Source organism: Microvirga sp. VF16 (assembly GCF_016864375.1).
Taxonomy (GTDB): domain Bacteria; phylum Pseudomonadota; class Alphaproteobacteria; order Rhizobiales; family Beijerinckiaceae; genus Microvirga.
The window spans coordinates 19,091-36,070 of sequence record NZ_CP069356.1 but is presented as its reverse complement, the minus strand read 5'-3'; the positions used below and the strand labels follow the sequence as shown (position 1 = coordinate 36,070).

15 protein-coding genes are annotated in these 16,980 nt (G+C 59.5%); 3 read left to right on the top strand and 12 right to left on the bottom strand.

Annotated elements, in window-relative coordinates:
• Positions 1 to 68: 68 nt before the first annotated feature.
• The 6 genes from JO965_RS32370 to JO965_RS32345 form a co-directional block, all read right to left on the bottom strand.
• The gene (locus tag JO965_RS32370; protein WP_203446153.1) at positions 69 to 695 is read right to left on the bottom strand and encodes a dihydroxyacetone kinase subunit L; all 627 of its coding nucleotides are present in this window, start codon (positions 693 to 695) and stop codon (positions 69 to 71) included.
• Positions 695 to 1,693, bottom strand: a complete 999-nt coding sequence (locus JO965_RS32365) for a dihydroxyacetone kinase subunit DhaK (protein WP_203446152.1) — start codon at positions 1,691 to 1,693, stop codon at positions 695 to 697. The genes JO965_RS32370 and JO965_RS32365 overlap by 1 nt, the downstream gene beginning before the upstream one ends.
• Before the next feature lie 126 nt (positions 1,694 to 1,819).
• Positions 1,820 to 3,574, bottom strand: coding sequence for an acetolactate synthase catalytic subunit (locus JO965_RS32360; protein WP_203446151.1), 1,755 nt, complete (start codon positions 3,572 to 3,574; stop codon positions 1,820 to 1,822).
• A 113-nt stretch (positions 3,575 to 3,687) separates the two neighbouring features.
• The gene (locus JO965_RS32355) at positions 3,688 to 4,437 is read right to left on the bottom strand and encodes an ATP-binding cassette domain-containing protein (RefSeq protein ID WP_203446150.1); all 750 of its coding nucleotides are present in this window, start codon (positions 4,435 to 4,437) and stop codon (positions 3,688 to 3,690) included.
• A 59-nt stretch (positions 4,438 to 4,496) separates the two neighbouring features.
• Positions 4,497 to 5,372, bottom strand: a complete 876-nt coding sequence (locus JO965_RS32350) for a substrate-binding domain-containing protein (protein WP_203446149.1) — start codon at positions 5,370 to 5,372, stop codon at positions 4,497 to 4,499.
• Positions 5,373 to 5,482: 110 nt separating this feature from the next.
• Entirely contained in the window at positions 5,483 to 6,496 is a 1,014-nt protein-coding gene (locus JO965_RS32345; RefSeq protein ID WP_203446148.1) for an ABC transporter permease, read from the bottom strand.
• Positions 6,497 to 7,065: 569 nt separating this feature from the next.
• On the opposite strand from JO965_RS32345, the gene JO965_RS32340 reads away from it, so the two are divergent.
• Genes JO965_RS32340 through JO965_RS32330 form a run of 3 tightly spaced genes read left to right on the top strand, consistent with a single transcriptional unit; the run spans position 7,066 to position 10,122 of the window.
• Positions 7,066 to 8,187, top strand: a complete 1,122-nt coding sequence (locus JO965_RS32340) for a LacI family DNA-binding transcriptional regulator (protein ID WP_203446147.1) — start codon at positions 7,066 to 7,068, stop codon at positions 8,185 to 8,187.
• Between the two features lie 32 nt (positions 8,188 to 8,219).
• Positions 8,220 to 9,416, top strand: a complete 1,197-nt coding sequence (locus JO965_RS32335; RefSeq protein ID WP_203446146.1) for a CaiB/BaiF CoA-transferase family protein — start codon at positions 8,220 to 8,222, stop codon at positions 9,414 to 9,416.
• A 31-nt stretch (positions 9,417 to 9,447) separates the two neighbouring features.
• Positions 9,448 to 10,122, top strand: coding sequence for an HAD family hydrolase (locus tag JO965_RS32330; RefSeq protein ID WP_203446145.1), 675 nt, complete (start codon positions 9,448 to 9,450; stop codon positions 10,120 to 10,122).
• Between the two features lie 7 nt (positions 10,123 to 10,129).
• Here JO965_RS32330 and JO965_RS32325 read toward each other — a convergent pair whose 3' ends face one another.
• The 6 genes from JO965_RS32325 to JO965_RS32300 all read right to left on the bottom strand — a co-directional run bounded on the left by JO965_RS32325 (position 10,130) and on the right by JO965_RS32300 (position 16,939).
• Positions 10,130 to 11,257 (bottom strand): LacI family DNA-binding transcriptional regulator, encoded by a 1,128-nt coding sequence (locus JO965_RS32325; RefSeq protein WP_203446144.1) that lies wholly within the window; start codon positions 11,255 to 11,257, stop codon positions 10,130 to 10,132.
• A 695-nt stretch (positions 11,258 to 11,952) separates the two neighbouring features.
• The gene (locus tag JO965_RS32320; protein WP_203446143.1) at positions 11,953 to 12,969 is read right to left on the bottom strand and encodes a MaoC family dehydratase; all 1,017 of its coding nucleotides are present in this window, start codon (positions 12,967 to 12,969) and stop codon (positions 11,953 to 11,955) included.
• Between the two features lie 87 nt (positions 12,970 to 13,056).
• On the bottom strand, positions 13,057 to 13,881 hold the full coding sequence (locus JO965_RS32315; RefSeq protein WP_203446142.1) for a hypothetical protein: 825 nt from the start codon (positions 13,879 to 13,881) through the stop codon (positions 13,057 to 13,059).
• A complete protein-coding gene (locus tag JO965_RS32310; protein WP_203446141.1) occupies positions 13,878 to 14,780 on the bottom strand; it encodes a CoA transferase subunit A in 903 nt (300 codons plus the stop codon). Before JO965_RS32310 ends, JO965_RS32315 begins: the two co-directional genes overlap by 4 nt.
• A 123-nt stretch (positions 14,781 to 14,903) precedes the next feature.
• The gene (locus tag JO965_RS32305; RefSeq protein WP_203446140.1) at positions 14,904 to 15,902 is read right to left on the bottom strand and encodes an ABC transporter permease; all 999 of its coding nucleotides are present in this window, start codon (positions 15,900 to 15,902) and stop codon (positions 14,904 to 14,906) included.
• A 77-nt stretch (positions 15,903 to 15,979) separates the two neighbouring features.
• Positions 15,980 to 16,939 carry a sugar ABC transporter substrate-binding protein gene (locus JO965_RS32300; RefSeq protein ID WP_203446139.1) on the bottom strand — a complete coding sequence of 320 codons (960 nt, stop codon included), beginning with the start codon at positions 16,937 to 16,939 and terminating at the stop codon, positions 15,980 to 15,982.
• Between the last annotated feature and the right edge of the window lie 41 nt (positions 16,940 to 16,980).

The following is a 16,980-nucleotide window of genomic DNA, read 5'->3' as shown; positions in this document are numbered from 1 at the left end:
AGGGAGCATCGGATCGATCCCAAAGTGGGCCCCAATTTTTGGATCCGAGGCTCTCTCACTTGATCACGTCAAGGCACCGCAGCACTGGATGCGACCGTCACCGCGTCCGTCAGCCGCACGAAAGCCAGCATGCCGGGATCATCCGATCCCACGCTCTTTTCGGGGAACATGCGCGCCCGTCCGATACGGCACGGCTGAGACCGAAACTGGTCCAGAGCTTCATGCGCTGCTGCCTGCGCCTTGGCGGCAACAGCGCTCTTCTCTTCCTGACCGGATATCGCAGAGGCCACGGCGTCGAGTGCGTCCAGCACCGTCTTGTCGCCGAGCTGCGCTCCACCCCGGGCAATCATCGCGTCCCGTGCTTCAGCCAAGAGGCCCGACAGATCGGTCCAGGCCACCTCCGTTTGGCCCTTGGTCTTTCGGGACATCGTCATGAGCGCCGTCGCAATCAGGGTGCCCAGACTTGAGCCTGTTGCCGAGAGCGTCGAGCGGGCGAGCATGCCAAGAGCCGCCCCGACATCAGCCGCCTGCGTCAGATCGGCTGCGCTCATGCGCTCAACCACTCGCGCCAGCATGCTGCCCGTATCGCCATCGCCCAAACGGGAATCCGCTTCGTTGAGCTCCTGCTCCAGGCCGCCCATGCGCTCCTGCGCCCGCGCCACGGCGCGGGCGATATCGTCAACGGTCCAACCCATCAGCCAACCCTCCAGAACGGGCATGCGGCCGGAGACGCCAGCAGAGCCTCCAGCTCGTCATCGACAAAGCACAGGCTGATCGACGCGCCGGCCATTTCCATGGAGGTGACATATGGACCGACAAGCGGCTGCACGATCCGCAGCTTCTGCTCCCCGAGTCGGTGAGCCGCGCGGCGGTAGAGAATGAACAGCTCTTCCAGGGGCGTTGCTCCGAGGCTATTGACCAGAATCGACACTCGGTCCGTAGACTGTGCCGGACGATCGGCGAGCAAACGCTCGATCATCTCATCCACGATCACGTCGGCAGGCTTCAGTTTGGCGCGCCAAATGCCGGGCTCGCCGTGGATGCCCATTCCCATCTCGATCTCGTCTTCGCCGAGTGTGAAGGTTGGCTTGCTCGCGGTCGGAACCTGGCAGGGAGCCAATGCCACGCCGATCGTGCGCGTGGCATCCACCGCCTTGCGGGCTACGCGCGTCACCTCCTCCAGATCCGCCCCTTCCTGCGCCTTGGCGCCCGCGGCCTTGTAGGCATAGATGATGCCTGCCACACCACGACGCTTTTGCCGCTCCTCGGGACCGGCGCTGGCCACATCGTCCGTACCGAGCACGGTAGTCGTCGTGATGCCCTCATCGGCCAGAACTTCGCCCGCCATGTCGAAGTTCATCCTGTCCCCGCCATAATTGCCGTAGAGGCACAGGACACCTCGTCCCCCATCGGCAAGGCGGATAGCATCAATGCAGGAATCCACATTAGGCCCTTCGAACACATTACCGATCGAGCAGGTGTCGAGCAGGCCGTGCCCCACATAGCCGGTAAACAGCGGCAGATGCCCGGATCCGCCACCGGACGCAATGCCAACCTTTCCTTTGACCGGTGCATCGGCACGGCGGATCACACGTCCCCCAGAGCCATCGCGCACCAAGGAAGGATGCGCCGCCGTCAGGCCATCGAGCACTTCGTCGACATAGGCAGTCGGTTCGTTGATCAGTTTCTTCATCGTGCTACTCCCCCCTTCCGAAGGTTCTTGGCCTGAAGAGCCTTTTCGCTCCCCTGCCAACTCCAGGCATCAACTTAAACTATGACCATCCGGGCAGGCCTGGAAAGGCCTGCCCGGATGTCAGTCTTAGTAATTCAGCCGCTGATTGGCCTCGAACATGCTGACCGGCGGATAGGCTCTCTCGTCGGTCACCACATCGATGACGGTCGTCTTGCCCGAGCGCAGAGCCGCCTCGAGAGCCGGCTTGAAGTCAGCGGGATTTTCGATGCGGATCCCTTCACAGCCGCAGGCCCGCGCGATGGCCGCATGATCGACGGCTTCGAAGTCGCACACATCCGAATAGTCGTTGAAGAGCACCTTCTCGGCGTGCTTCTCGTAGCCTAGGATCTGATTGTTCAGAACCGTCACCACCACCGGCAGGTTCATGCGGCGGGCCGTCTCGAGTTCCGACCACACGTGGGCGAATCCGCCGTCGCCGACGAGGCAGAAGACGGGAGCCTCGGGACGTGCAGCCTTGGCGCCGATGGCGAAGGGCAGACCCCAGCCGAGACCCGCCAGACCTCGGGGTGTCACGAAGCGCATGCCGGGCTTGCGTGAGACCAGGAAGTTCGTAACCCAGATCGACGAGTAGCTCGCATCGGACACGACGATCATGTCTGGCGTCAGGATCGTATCCAGATCACGCATGAGGCGCTCGGGACGCACAGGCTTCTTGTCCATGTCCACGGCCTCGGCCATGTCGGCTTCCCATCCACGCAAGCTTTCGGCGATGCGCGTCTCAAGAGCAGGACGCGCTGCATGACGGACCGAGAGATCTCGCTTCTTCAGGGCGGCCGTCAACGCTTCGATTGTCAGCCGGGCGTCACCCACCAGCCGCACCTCGGCCTCGTAGTTGCGACCGATTTCCTGGCTGTCCACGTCGATGTGGATATACTTTGCGTTCTTCGGATACAGGCTCCAGCTGTCGGTGCCGTTCTGGTTGGTACGGTTGCCGATCAAAAGCACCACATCCGCATCGGTCACGAGAGGGCGCAGATGGCGGGTGCGGCCACGCGTTCCCATGAAATAGCCGACGACGCCGACTGAAAGCGGGTGACGCTCGTCTGTCGAACCCTTGCCCATAACGGTTGTCGCGATCGGCAGCGATGCCGCCTCCTGCAAGGCAGCCACCGCATCCGCGGCTCCGGACACATGAACGCCGCCGCCGGCAATGACGATGGGTGCCTTGGCATTGGCCAGGAGATCAGCCGCAGCTTCGATGGCAGACGGATCCGCGACCGAGCGATCCAGGGGGAAGGTGCCGAGCGAGGCGACACGCTGAGTGCGGTCCGTTTTGGGAGTCTCGACGAAAAGATCGATCGGCGCGATTAGAACGGCTGGTCCGGGACGCCCGGAAGCTGCCGCGGTAAAAGCCATATCGACGTAATCATCGATACGATCCACCTCGGTAACGCGCTTGATCCACTTAGCGCTTCCGCGGAAGAGCTCGAGGTGGTCGAGTTCCTGGAACGCGTTCTTGTCGACTTGCTGGCGATGCACGTCCTGCACAATGGCCACGACCGGAATGGAAGCCTTCAGGGCTTCGGCCAGACCCGGCACAAGCAGGGTTGCGGCGGGGCCATTCTGAGCTGTGACGACAGGCACCTTGCCGCTCAACCGGGCATAAGCATCGGCCATCACCGCACCCGCATTCTCGGTGCGGTAACCAACCTGACGGATGCCGAATTCCGGTGCCACAATGAAGAGGGCCGCCGGAATGCTCTGACCGAAGATCACTTCCACGCCGTGGCGACGTAGGGCTGCGGCGAAAACATGAGCGCCGGATGTGTTCGAAATCGTATGCGACACGGGATCGGCCGCTTTCGTCGCGAGGGAGGTCATCGGGTTTCTCCAGGAAGTAAATCTAGCGTTGTTGCCAGGTTGGTTGAAATTGGCTTCCTCAAGGAAGCACCCTCCTTCAGGAAGCCGGCTGGAAGAATTTTTGATTCAGGCGATCAGTGTCTGACGAGATCCCCGCCCGTTATGAGTTTCACCACATCGTCGGGGCCCGTGTCCTTCGTAACCCTGACACCTGCGGTGCGGCCCTGACGCAAGACATGAATACGGTCGGAAATCTCGAAAATATGATGCAGATTGTGACTGATCATGATGATCGAGAAGCCGCGGGCCTTGAGATCCTGTACCAATGAGAGGACCTTCTGTTGCTCCGGCACACCCAGAGCGGCGGTGGGCTCGTCGAGGATGACGACCTTGCGTCCGAAAGCAACGGCCCTGGCGATCGCAACACTCTGGCGCTGTCCGCCCGACATGCCCTTCACGGTGTAGTGCGTCGACTGAATATGAATTTTGAGCGTCTTCAGCAGTTCTTCGGCTCGGGCATGCATCTCGGATGAACGAAGGAAGGGAATACCAAGAACGCGCTTGACGACTTCTCGCCCGGCGAAGATGTTCTCCGCCACATTCGAGTTATCGAAGAGAGCCAGATCTTGGTAAACGGTCTCGATCCCCAGACGACGAGCATCTTCGGGCTTGCGGATCTGGACTTCCGCTCCCTCGAACCAGAAGTGTCCCTCGTCAGGGCTGAGAGCCCCGGAGATGATCTTAACGAGTGTCGATTTGCCGGCGCCGTTGTCCCCGACGAGCGCTACCACCTCGGATGGGTTCAACTCAAAGCTGATGTCGGAAAGTGCCCGCACCGGGCCGAAGGATTTTGATACATTGCTCAGTTTCAGTAGCGGGGACATCGTTCTCTCCCTGGAACGGTCGGCGGGCAGTCGGGATCGCCCGCCGCCGGAACCTGAATTTACTTGCAGAAGGTCGCCCGGTTATCGGCAGTGATCATCGGCGTCGGCAGAACCGTGTTCTTCGAAACCTGCTCGCCTTTCGAGACTTTCACCGCGAGATCCAAAGCCTCCGGGAACATGGTCGGATAATAGACGGAACCAGTGAGATCGCCGGACGCAACGCCATCGCAGCCCTCCTTCGCGCCGTCCATGCCGACAGTCACGACATTCTTGATGTTGCGCTCACGCAGAACCTGGGCGGCGCCCAGGGCCATGGAGTCGTTGTGCGCATAGACGGCAGCAAGATCACGGTGGGCCGTGACGGCATCCTCCATCACTGCAACGGAGTCGTGCAGACGATAATGGCCGACATAAGAGACGACCTTCATGTCGGGATGTTTGGCAATCTCTTCCTCGAAGCCGCGTTTGCGATCGATCGTTGCCGATGCACCAGGGGTCCCTTCGATCTGGACGACCTTGCCTTTACCACCCAGCTTCTCGATGATGAAGTGAGCGGAAACCCTGCCCATTTCCACGTTGTCCGAGCCGATATAGGCGGCATAGCTTTCCGGATCCACGGCCAATTTGCGGTCGAACACCACAAGCGGAATCTTGGCGCGCTTCGCGGCGTCGGCAACCGGCGCCAGAGCGGCCGAGTCGTTCGGCGATACGACGATCACATTGACGCGGCGTGTAATCAGGTCTTCCAGCGAAGAGAGCTGAACGGCGCTGTCGCGACGGCCGTCAGCGATGGTGAGCTCGGCTTCAGGATGCTGAACTCCCCAGGCCTTGGCTCGCTCGACACCACTGACACGATAAGGATGCTCGACGTTGGGCTGGGAGATGCCGATCTTGAGCTTCTCCTGCGCGGAGGATGACATTGTCGTCAAGGTCATCGCCGCACATCCGATGGCGAAAGATCCGAGTAGAGTTTTAAGCTTCATGGTTGTTCCTTCCTTGTAGATGACCTGGCGTTGGATCGCCGCTTCCTTTTTGATTGGCCGCATCAGTGTCGGAATTTTCCCGACCCCATTCGGCGAATGCTGAACATGACGGCAATGACAATGATCACGCCGCGCGCAACGTCCTGTGCATAAGGCGAGACGGAGAGCAGATTCAGGATGTTGTAGGTAAGGCCGATCACCATCAGGCCGACGAAGCTGAGGCCGATACTGCCGATGCCGCCGGTGAAGGGAGAACCGCCGATCACCACGGCCGCGATGCCGGAGAGCTCGAACAGCATGCCTGCGGTTGGCTCGCCGACGCCGAGGCGACCGAGGAACAGCAGCCCGGCCAGCGCAGCCAGAACACCGTGCAGGGTGTAGACGCTGCGCTTCATTCCATCGACATTGATACCCGACCGATGTGCGCCGACCGGATTGTCGCCGACAAGGCAGACGAAGCGTCCGAAGGTGGTGTACTTCAGCGCGACGGCTGCGAAGACGAAGACCAGACCGGTCAGGATGACGGGAGCCGGCACGACACCGACATAGCCGCGGCCGAACCAATACACGAAATCGGGGGCGAGTTGCGTGGGAATGGTGCGCCCTTCGCTGATGATCAGAGCAAGACCGCGGGCAACCGTCATCATGCCGAGCGTCGCCACGAAGGGCGGCACCTTGCCCCACGTGATGACGGCACCATTGATGTATCCGCAGACCGCTCCTACCAGGAGGACGACCCCCACCATGCCGAAAGTGCCAATATGCGGAGCCACAACAGCTCCGACGACCGCAGAAAGCGCAAGGATTGATCCGCCGGAGAGATCGATGCCGCCGGAAATGATCACGAAGGTCAGCCCCACCGCAATCAGGCCCACCATCGTCCATTGCCGGAAGACATTGAAGATATTGTCTGTCGTCAGAAAGTGCGGCGACAGAAGAGCCGAGATAATGATCAGGACGACCAGACCGGTCACCGCGACATTCTGCAGGAGAAGTGCCCGGATGCGGCCCATGACGGTGAGATCATTCTGAAGCAGCCCCGGCGCGACGCCGGTAGCAGGTGGATTCTTGGGCATTGCGTTTCTCCCTAATTCAGCGGGCATCAGCGGGACCTTGGCTTCGTGTCGCTGCAAGTCTCCGACCGTTGATGGGCCAGGCCTTTGGCCCCAGACACGCAGTCTCGGCCGCGCATGCGGCGAACTTGCTGCTGCCTGGAAAAGAATTGGTGATGGCTGGCTGCGATGGAGCAGGCGGAAGCGCATTCGGATCCAGGACCTTTCACGGCCCCGATGACCTCAACGGCCGCTGCACAGCATACTGGATACATATTCTTTCCCACTCTGACGCCTCTGCTTTTCGGCAAAGCACACATTTGAGCGCGCCCCATGCGACGCCAGCTACCTTGAAAGACGAGCAGAACCTGCGTCCCCGAGCCCCCGGAAAAGGGCAGGCTTAGCCAGGCTGCGGGCCTAGCCGATCCGCAGATACTTGAGCGTCTCAACTCGATGAATGGGCGCTCTCCCGGCTTCGCCTCGGCACCCTTGAAGCCAATTTATCTAGAAAAACGTTTTTGGCAAACGTTTTTATTTCATGCTAATGAATTTCTTGCCGAGCAAGTTCGGGTCTGTCTCGGTGAAAGGATAACATGATGAAGGCGAGGAATTCCCGAAAGCCGCAGGTCACGATCGTTGACGTTGCACGCGAGCTTAAGCTTGCTCCCTCGACGATCTCCAATGCTTTGCGCGGCAAGCCGGTCGTTGCCAAGGAGACGCGTGAGCGAATCCTCGCCCAATGCAAAGCTATGAACTATGTTGCGTCCCCTATCGCCCGAGCGCTGCGGGAGCGTTGCACCTTCACAATCGGAGTGCTGCTGCCGGATATCGCAAATCCGATTTTCGGCGACATCATCAAAGGCTTGGACGGCGTGATGACTGCATCCGGCTTCGCAACCCTTCTTGCAAGCACGGAAGGCAACAAGGCGCGGTTTTTGGCTTCCGCGCAGGCTTTTTCCAAGCGTGAAGTCGATGCATTGGTGATGATCTCTCAACCTGTCGGAGGCGAGGAGTTCGAGCACCTGATCGAGGCTTGCCCACCCATTATTCTGACTCACAGAAAGGCCGTAGGCCTGGATCTCGACTATATCGGAATGGACAATTTCGGGGGCGGTTCCGCGGCGGTTCAGCATCTAGCCGCGCTTGGCCACCAGCGGATCGGGTTCATTGAAGGACCGGAGCAGAGCTCGGCAGCGAAAGAGCGCCTAAATGGCTACAGGCAAGCCCTGCAGGATCTTATCCTTGATAGCGATACCGCACTCATCTGTCAGGGCAACTACACCCTGCTGAGCGGCTTCAAGGCTGCCCATCATCTGTTGTCCATGAAGAAGCGCCCTACGGCCATCTTGGCGGCGAATGACCTGATGGCCTATGCAGTCTTGGACTTAGCTGCGCAGATGGGGCTTTCCGTTCCTAATGATCTGTCGGTCATCGGCTTTGACGATATCTTCGTCTCATCCCTCCCGCAAATCGCTCTCACCACCATTCGCCAGCCTGCCAGCGAAATCGGCGCCGCGATCGGCCACAGGCTGATCGAGAGGCTCAACAGCGGCGACTGCACTCCCTGTGACGTCGTCTTGCCCACACAGCTCGTATGTCGTGCATCCACCGGCCCGGCCCCGCGCAGAAAGGGAAAACCCAGCCAGTTCTGCAAACAGGAGCTCGACGCTTATCTCCACAACAGGTGGAAGCCGACCTCGCAAGTTCATCCCTAATTCCAGTGGCCTCCTCTCATCGAGAAACCGACATGACCAACAAGTCTCCTCTCAAGGATATCCGTGTTCTAGACCTCTCCCGCTTTATCGCGGGTCCATTCTGCGCCATGCAGCTTGGCGACATGGGAGCGGACGTCATCAAGGTCGAGCGAAAGGATCTCGGCGAGGATACACGCACCATCGAGCCAAAAGTTGCGGGCGAGAGCCTGTATGTGATGATGTACAACCGCAACAAGCGCGGACTTGCCCTCGACTACAGGCATCCCGATTCCATTACAATTCTTAAGGATCTGGCGGCCAAGGCCGACATTCTCGTCGAGAACTTCCGCCCGGGAACGTTGGAGGCCATGGGCCTTGACTGGGATACTCTCCATGCTCTCAATCCACGCCTGATCGTCGTTCGTATTTCGGGCTTCGGTCAGGATGGACCCTATGCCCGCAGGCCCTGCTTCGATGTCATCGCACAGGCCTCAAGCGGCATCATGTCCCTGACGGGACCTGCCGATGGACGTCCGACGATGGCAGGAACCTTCCTGGTCGATTTCACGACGGGACTTTACGCCACCATCGGTGCCATGAACGCCCTGAGGGCTCGTGAGGCGACCGGTCTGGGCCAGGTTGTTGACGTATCGCTGATGGACAGCGCGGTATCGTTCCTCATGACCGCAATTCCCGAATATCTGCTTCTCGGCCGTGAAGCCACCCGCAACGGCAGCCGGGATCGCTACACCGCTCCGGCCAACAACTTCCAAGCCGCCGATGGGGAGTGGGTGCATATCTCGACCGGCAATGATGCGCTGTTTCCCCGATTTGCCAAAAAGGCAGGCCTTGAGCATCTCCTGAGCGATCTACGCTTCTCATCGGCGGCAGCCCGCATGCAGAACGTCGACGCCGTTGAGGCAGAAGTTGCAGCCTTTGTGGCGGCCTACCCATCCGAGGACGTGGTCAGGATGATGGAGGAAGCGGGCGTGCCCTGCGCGAAGGTGGCTCGCATCAGCGATGTCGTGAGAAATCCTCAGCTTCACTACCGGAAGCAGATCGTCGAGATCGATCATCCAAAGATTGGCAAGCTGCCGATGCACGGTATCACCGTCGGCCTGTCCGATACGCCTGGCGCCATCCGCCGACCGCCCCCATCTGTCGGCGAGCATACGCACGAGGTTCTTTCCGAATGGGCCGGCTATGATGAGGAGCGGATTGCGGGGTTGAGATCGGCCGGCGCGATCTAGATCTGATATCCCCTTAGAAAGGAGACGTGGCATGCATAAGCCTGCCGATATCAGCGCCATTATCTTCGACTTTGACGGAGTCATTCTCGACTCCGTCTCTCTCAAGACCGAATTGTTCGTGCGCTGTTACGGCGACGAACCGAGCGACGAGCAGAAAGCCCACATTCGGGAATACCAGGCACGCCATGGGGGCGTGGGACGCGGAGAGAAATTTGCATATTTCGAGCGCGCCCTGTTCAACCGGGACCCGACGGCTGGCAGCGTGGCGCGGTTATCGCGGCTTTACGGAGACCTCTTGGCTACTGAGATCGGGGCCTGCCGCTACCTACCAGGCGCCCTCACCTTCCTCGATGCCGTACATGGCGAAATTCCACTTCACCTCGTCTCCGGCACATTGCACGACGATCTCGTCAGGATTCTCGACCAACGGAACCTGAGCCGCTTCTTTGCCTCGGTGATCGGATCCCCGACACGCAAAATCGATGCGTTTCAACGCGTGATCAAGACGGAAGGCTATGAACCGGCTAACGTTCTTGCCATTGGGGACTCCGTAACTGAACTGGAGGCCGCCGAGGCGACAGGCACTCAATTCGTCGGCATCGTGGCGCCGGCAGAGGAGAACCTGTTCCCTGCTGGGACGGCAATATACCCGAGCCTCGCCTGCCTGCTTGTGGATTGGCAGAAACCTGCCGCTCCAGCTGCCTAATCGACCATCAGGAACCCACCGGCTCCGTTTGGTCATTGCGTCGAGACAGAGCCGCAACCCTGACCTTGGGCTTTCCGACCGCCGCGATCGCAGTTGTGCCGCGAACCACGAGACGGGTCGGGAAGATGACCGTTTGCGGGTCAGGCTGCTCCTTGCGCTGAATACGCTTCATGAGCAATTGCGCCGCCGCAGCCCCCATGTCCCGTTTCGGGAGATGGGTGGTGGTCAGATTGATTCGGGAGAAGGAGGCCAGTGCAATGTCGTCGAAGCCGATCAGGGAGACGTTGCCCGGCACATCGATGTGGCGATCTGACGTGGCGTTGAGAACACCCATGGCGCTCATGTCATTGCTCGCTAGGATTGCCGTCGGCGGCTTCTCAAGCTCCAGAAAGCGGATTGCAGCGGCATATCCGCCCTCGATGCTGTAATCGCCGGAAAAGATCAGATTCGGGTCGTCGTCGAGTCTGAAGGCGCGCACCGCGTGAAGGTAGGCATCGTAGCGTTCCTGTGCCGTTGACGATTCCTGAGGTCCGCGAATGAAGGCGATACGTCGGTGTCCGAGATCCGTCAGATGCCTCACAGCATCGATCACGCTCGTCAGATTGTCCGCTCCCACGTAGTCATCGGCATAGCGGGGGCAGCGGCGCTGCAGGAGTACGAAGGGCGTGCCGGAGGCCAGAAGCTGGCGCACCGTCTCCCCCTCGCAATGCTGCGAAATCAGAACCATGCCGTCAACCTGCTGGTCGAGGAGGGATCGCATATGCGTGATCTGCTTCTCCTCGTCGCCATCCGTGTTGCACAGAAGGAGGGTACATCGCTCCCGGACGGCGACATCCTCGATCCCGCGCACGAAATCGGGCGAAGCCGGGTTGGCGACATCTGCTATGAGAACTCCGATCGTAAAGCTGCGCTGCATGCGCAGAGCGCGCGCAACCTTCGATGCCCGATAGCCGAGCTTGGCTGCCGCCGCCAGGACGCGCTGCTTGGTTTCCTCACTGACGTTTGTCTTGCCCGCAAGTGCATTGGATACGGTCGAAAGGGATACTCTGCATTCACGTGCTACGTCGTGAATGGTGGCACGCTTGCGATCGGAGCTTTCCGCCTCTTCAGTGAGATCCATTTCCCGCTTATCCATGACCACCGCAACTCCCAGAGACTGAAACACACCTACTGCGTAAATCGGAATCGTGCTTCTGGTTTATGGATGAGGCCACTATTCCAAATGCTACAGACTTACAATTTCGACTTTTAGAACGTTTTTCGTCCATGCCAAAGGGTATCACAGAAATTTTACTAAAATCCACCCTCCCCTACCTCCGACTGCCAATCGCGAACCAAGGCGAGACCGGCCTGCCTCGGTCCTATCCAAGATCACATGGAATAGCTGATTGTCTTGCTAAAGGATCAGGCCTGTCCAGCCAGCCAGACTTTTGGGGGGCAAGGGACTTGGCGCTAGAGCGATAGGCCCACTTTTGGTTCCGATGCTCAATCCCTAATCAGTGCATCGTTGGGCGCGGACCCGAAGGGCCATCCCGTGAAAACCGTGTCCACTAACGTGGCGCTACGGGTCGCTGACGCGGCCCTCTGGGTCCGCACGATGCGCTCGATTTCGCGATCTCAGGCTGAAGACCGCTATGAAAGATTGGGACAATAATCGCGAAAAAAGTTGCCTGAATGAGGTCGTTCTATCGACCTTGATGCGAGACGCGATCGGACGTCCTGCATGTTGAGGCTGGCGCGAACCTTCCCATAGGTCATGGCGACAGCCTCAGGCTTTCACACATTGCCGGGCCGCATGCTCTTCTGCGACCCGGCAAACGAAGGCTGGCCTTATTTGGTGGGATACGTGCAGGACGCCCAGCCGACTGCGGTCAGCCTGGAGTCCGAGGCGCGGCGCACCCACACCTCAAGTTCGACCTTCTGCCGGCTATCGGACTCTGGCGTGACATTGGTTACGATGCCAGAGATCTCAATGGGATCGAAGACTTCCAGAGGGGTAATGAACTTGACCTGCATCCAACCGCCAGTGAACCAAGCCGCGCCGAAGACCTTGGCCATCAGTTCCGCCATGAGGCCGAACTGCTGCTGACCCTGTACGATCGGCACACGAAGCTCAGCCGTCCGCGCGATCTCCAGATCGTTATGCGTGTTGCGAACATACTCGCCGATTCGTGAGAAGACGGCGGTCTGCTCGAAGGTGACGGTCTTGGGCAGAGGCTTCAGAACGTCGCCGGAACGCGTCTCGGCATCGACCTTCTCGATATAGCGGGGATTAGCCGGAATCTCGCCGGTGACCTTCCTCTGGGGGGTATCGCTGCCGCGACCCGCAATGCGCCCGGGAACGGTACGCAGGATTTCGACGCCACGATGCCGAACAATGCTGCGGCCGTCTTCGCCAACCGCCTGTGCCTCCATGACCACATAGCCCTGTCCACGACGCTCGTAGGCCTCCGTGTAGGAGCCCGACATCGTGACCTTTTCGCCGAGCTTCACCGGGCTATCGAACCACATCTGCTCTTCAGTGTGAAAGCCCACCGTCTTGCTGGCGCGGTATCGTGTCGTGAACAGTTGGACAAGATCATTACCCAACAGCGCGGGTTGACCGATCCGGTCGCCTCCGAAGGGGCTAGCTTCCAGATACCACGGCGAATAATCATCCTGCGTGAAGGAGAAGCGCTTAATCTTGTGATCATCCACGGTGATGGTCACCGGCCCCAGTGCTTCCGGGATATCGAGGTTTTCAAAGACAGGCTCTTTCAATCCGGCTTCGAGATCCTCCGCATCGGCGGCGCGGCGTGGATCGGTGAGATCCCGCCAGGGCTGGGTGGCATCAGCTGAGTACGTCATGGTCCAGTTCCTCTTGTTCAATGTCAGTGCAATGAAACTTGCATCACTGATTCTTGCAGGGGGCAGGCAAAGCAGGGGCCGGCAGCTTCAGTTCGTTCGTGGCAAGAGCAGTTGCCGTGGATCGATCTGACTCCGGATCAGCCGCAGCTCTTCGGGCGTAGGAAGCGGGGTTTCAGGTACCAATCTCAGATCGCCCAAGTCGAAGCCGGTCACGTCGCGCAGTTCCTCATGCGTAACGCCCTGATGAATGGACCTTACCTTGATCCTGCCGCGCAGCTTGTCGAAGTCGAAAATGCACTTCGGGGTTACAACAAGCTCGGGCCCGCCCCAATCGAGCCCCAGTTCGCGACGACCTTCCAGACCGCCGGGGTATCCGACGCCGGAAACGTAATCCACCTTCCCCACGAAGTTACGACGATCATGATGGGGCATCATGATGTATTCCCGCCGAAACAGGGTCATGTGCTCCGGTTGGAGGATAGGTCCGACCAGTCGCACCTTGGGGCGATCATGATCCCCGATGCAGACGCTGTTGATATTGCCTTCAATATCGACCTGGACTGCACTGCTGAATCCGAAACTAATGTCGCCGCGCTTCAGGACCCATTGACCAGGGTAGTCATAGGTCTGCGCATCGGCAGGAAGGTCGCGCAGCAGGGCGTCATGCTCAGAGTCTGGCATGGCGTCGAGCTGGCTGAAATCGGGATTGTGGTAGCAGCCCGCCAAAAGAAGAGTCAGGTTGGGAGCGTGAGTTTGCCGGGCCAGCTCCATGGCGACGATGGGAACCGCCGTTCCGAAGATCGCCGCGGCCTGCCCCGTCAGCAGTCCCGTGAAGCCGACCTCTCCGTCGGCAAAGTCCCGCGCGAGAGCCGCTGCCAGTACCTCGTAGAGTGTCGCCGGTGTATCAGTCATAGAAGCGAATCCATATCTTGAATATCGGCTAGGCGCCTCGGACCTATGACTTCCGCATATGCGGTCTGATCGGGAGGCCGATAGACATAGTCATTCAGGTAACGGCGGAACGCGTCCTCGGAGCTCGAGGCTTCCGCATATTGGGCCATGTGCTCCTCATCCGCCAGGTAGCGCCCGAGAACAGGGGTCGGATGAGCACCGTATGGCGCGTGCACGACGGCTTTCGTCCGGTAGGATGGTATTTCCACCAGACGTGCATGGCGGCGGATGAAAGAGTTGGGAACGATCTTCTCGGCCGTTACGATGACCGTATCGCAGGACCGGGCCATCAGAACGTCGCCGCTCTGTGGCAGCAGGCGGCGTGCGGGGATGACGACGTTCCCGCGTTCATCTGCCGCTATGGCGTGAATGACGACAATATCGGGCTCAGCTGCGGGAACGGCGAAAAGCTGACGCCCTGTCATCGGACAGGGAAATTTCTTGATATCCTTGTTGTAGGTGACGACGTCATTTCCACCCAGGAACGGCACAGGCCAGAATTTGAGGCCCTCCTGGCTCGCGCGAAAGCGATCCCAGCTGACCATCTCAGGATAGTCGATGACCTTGAGATCACCCCGCTCTACGGAACGTCTGAAATTTCTCGCCAGGCCGAACTTCTCAAGCCCGACATACGATGTCTCCACCTGCGTAATGCAGCCTGCGGCCGCCAGCATGTCCACGTCATAGGAATTGGCAGTTCCGACAATCTTCAGATTCCGCCGTTCTTGGCGGATGAGCTCTCGGACGAAGGCCATCGGCTTCTGGTAGACGGCGAATCCACCCAATGCGAGACGGGATCCATCGCGTACCATGCTTGCAGCTTCGGCCATGGATATTAGTTTCGAACTTGGTTTGCTCATGGAGCTATCTTCTGTCTCAGGTAAGTATCGGCACTATCGCTTCCTGGTGCCTCATTGAGAGAGGCTGCCGCAGATCGGCGAGGGATCCGAAGCAGGGATCTCTCGCCTGGGCTGTGCGGCGGGTTACCCCGCTGCTTTCGGACGTCGCAGCATGCTCCACCAGACGGCCAGGATGATCACCAGACCCTGAGCGATGAGGAAGATGATCGGGTCGAGGCCATTGAGAACCATCCCGTTTCGCAGCACGGCGACGAAGAACACACCGAGAATCGTTCCGATGATTCGACCAGATCCTCCATTGAGGCTCGTACCGCCAACGATGACCGCCGCGATGACATCGAGCTCCATCAGCTCACCGACTGTCGCACTTCCGGCATTCAACCGACCGACGAGCATCATTCCAGCCAGTGCAGCAAGAATCTGAACGATGACCAGTACGGCGATCCGCAGCTTGTTCACACGAACGCCGTAACGGGACGCCGTTACGGCGTTGCCGCCCACGGCATAGATATGGCGGCCGAAGCGGGTCTGGGTGAGGACGGTCCAGCCGGCCGCAATAACGACGAGCATCGCCCAAACCGGCATCGGAAGCCCAAGCACATGGCCGTACCAAGCAAACGCGAGCTCCGCCGGCATCGGGCCGATCGTCAATCCCTCGCTGACATAGAAAGCTGTGCCGCGCAGCGCAGACAGCAGTCCAAGCGTCGTAATGAAGGTCGGAATAGCCCACACGACGCGCAACATCCCAGTGAAGCAGCCGACGGCAACCGCCATTGCAAGTACGATCAAGCAGGCGACGGACATGGGCAGGCCCGCCTTGACAACGAGCAGTGCGAATACGGTCCCGGAAAGACCAACCATGGCACCGACGGACAGATCGATTTCGCCTGCAATGATCACCATGGTCATGCCGACGGCCATGATGGCGATCACGGAGGTCTGCTGCATCAGAGTCACGAGGTTCTCTGCGCTGAAGAAATTGGGCGCCGTGAAGCTGAATACGGCAACAAGGAACACAAGGGCGATCGCGACCCCGATCTCTGCCCGCCATGCACTGATGTCAAACTTGTGCTGTTTGACCTGCTGTGTCGCCGCCGCAATGTTCGTTGCCGTATCGCTCATTCTGTTAGTCCACAGATCAGTTTTGGGAACAGAACCGGATGCAGAGACTGCATCCGGTGAGAATGCAGATGCATTATTTAGTTCGAGAGGGACTTCACGAAGTCCAGGTACTCAGTGACCGCTTTCGGATCTTCGCGAGTGTACAGACGCGCCGGCACATTGATCTGACGCGCAAGCTTCTCACCCCGGAAGGACTTCACGGCCGTCTCTACGGCGGTGTAACCGATGAGATATGGCTGCTGGTCGGAAACGGCCTGCAGGTTGCTGGAAGGATCCAGCAGCATCTGCGCCAGTTCCTGGCTCATATCGATACCATAGAGCTTAGCCTTGGCATTCGAGCGGCGGGCAGCAGCGGCAGCTCCAGACAGAGATCCGGAGTTGGACGCCCAGATCATCGCGGTAGCGGGATTGCGCTGCAGGATGTTCTCGAACGCATTGGCCCCCTGCTCGGGCGTTGCCGCTGCCACTTCGGCTACATAGGCCACGTTCGCTCCCTCCAGGGCGGATACGACGCCACCTCGCCTGGCTTGCATATTCGGATTCGTCGGAGGGAGCGTGATGAGACCAACCGCGGCTGCGGACTCTGACTTAGAGGCGACGATCAGCTTCCGCATCTCCTTGCCGACCACTCCGGCGAGTTCCCGGCTGTCGACGCCGATGGTGTGGCTCGAGATGGTACTGTCGGCAAAACGAGTGTCGTAGTCCACAATCATGATGTTGCGGCTTTTTACCCGCTGTGCAGCGGCACCCGAGGCTTGCGTGTCCAACGGCGGCATCACGATGATGTTAACGCCACGGGTCGCAAAGTCTTCGATAAGCTGACCCTCAGTCGCCAATTGGCGGCGGTTCAATCCGATCTGGAGATCCACCCCAAGTTTCTTCGCAGCGTCGTTCATCCCGCGCTCGGCCTGCTGCCAGTACTGGGAATCGCGGGCATAGATGATGCCGCCGACCTTAATTCGCTCCTGAGCCTCACCGGCAGACGCCATGGCAATCGCCATGATGGATGCTGCGAGCGTCACGATCATCTTCTTCATGCGTTCCTCCCTTATTTGCAGCGAGACTTTATGAGCTCGCG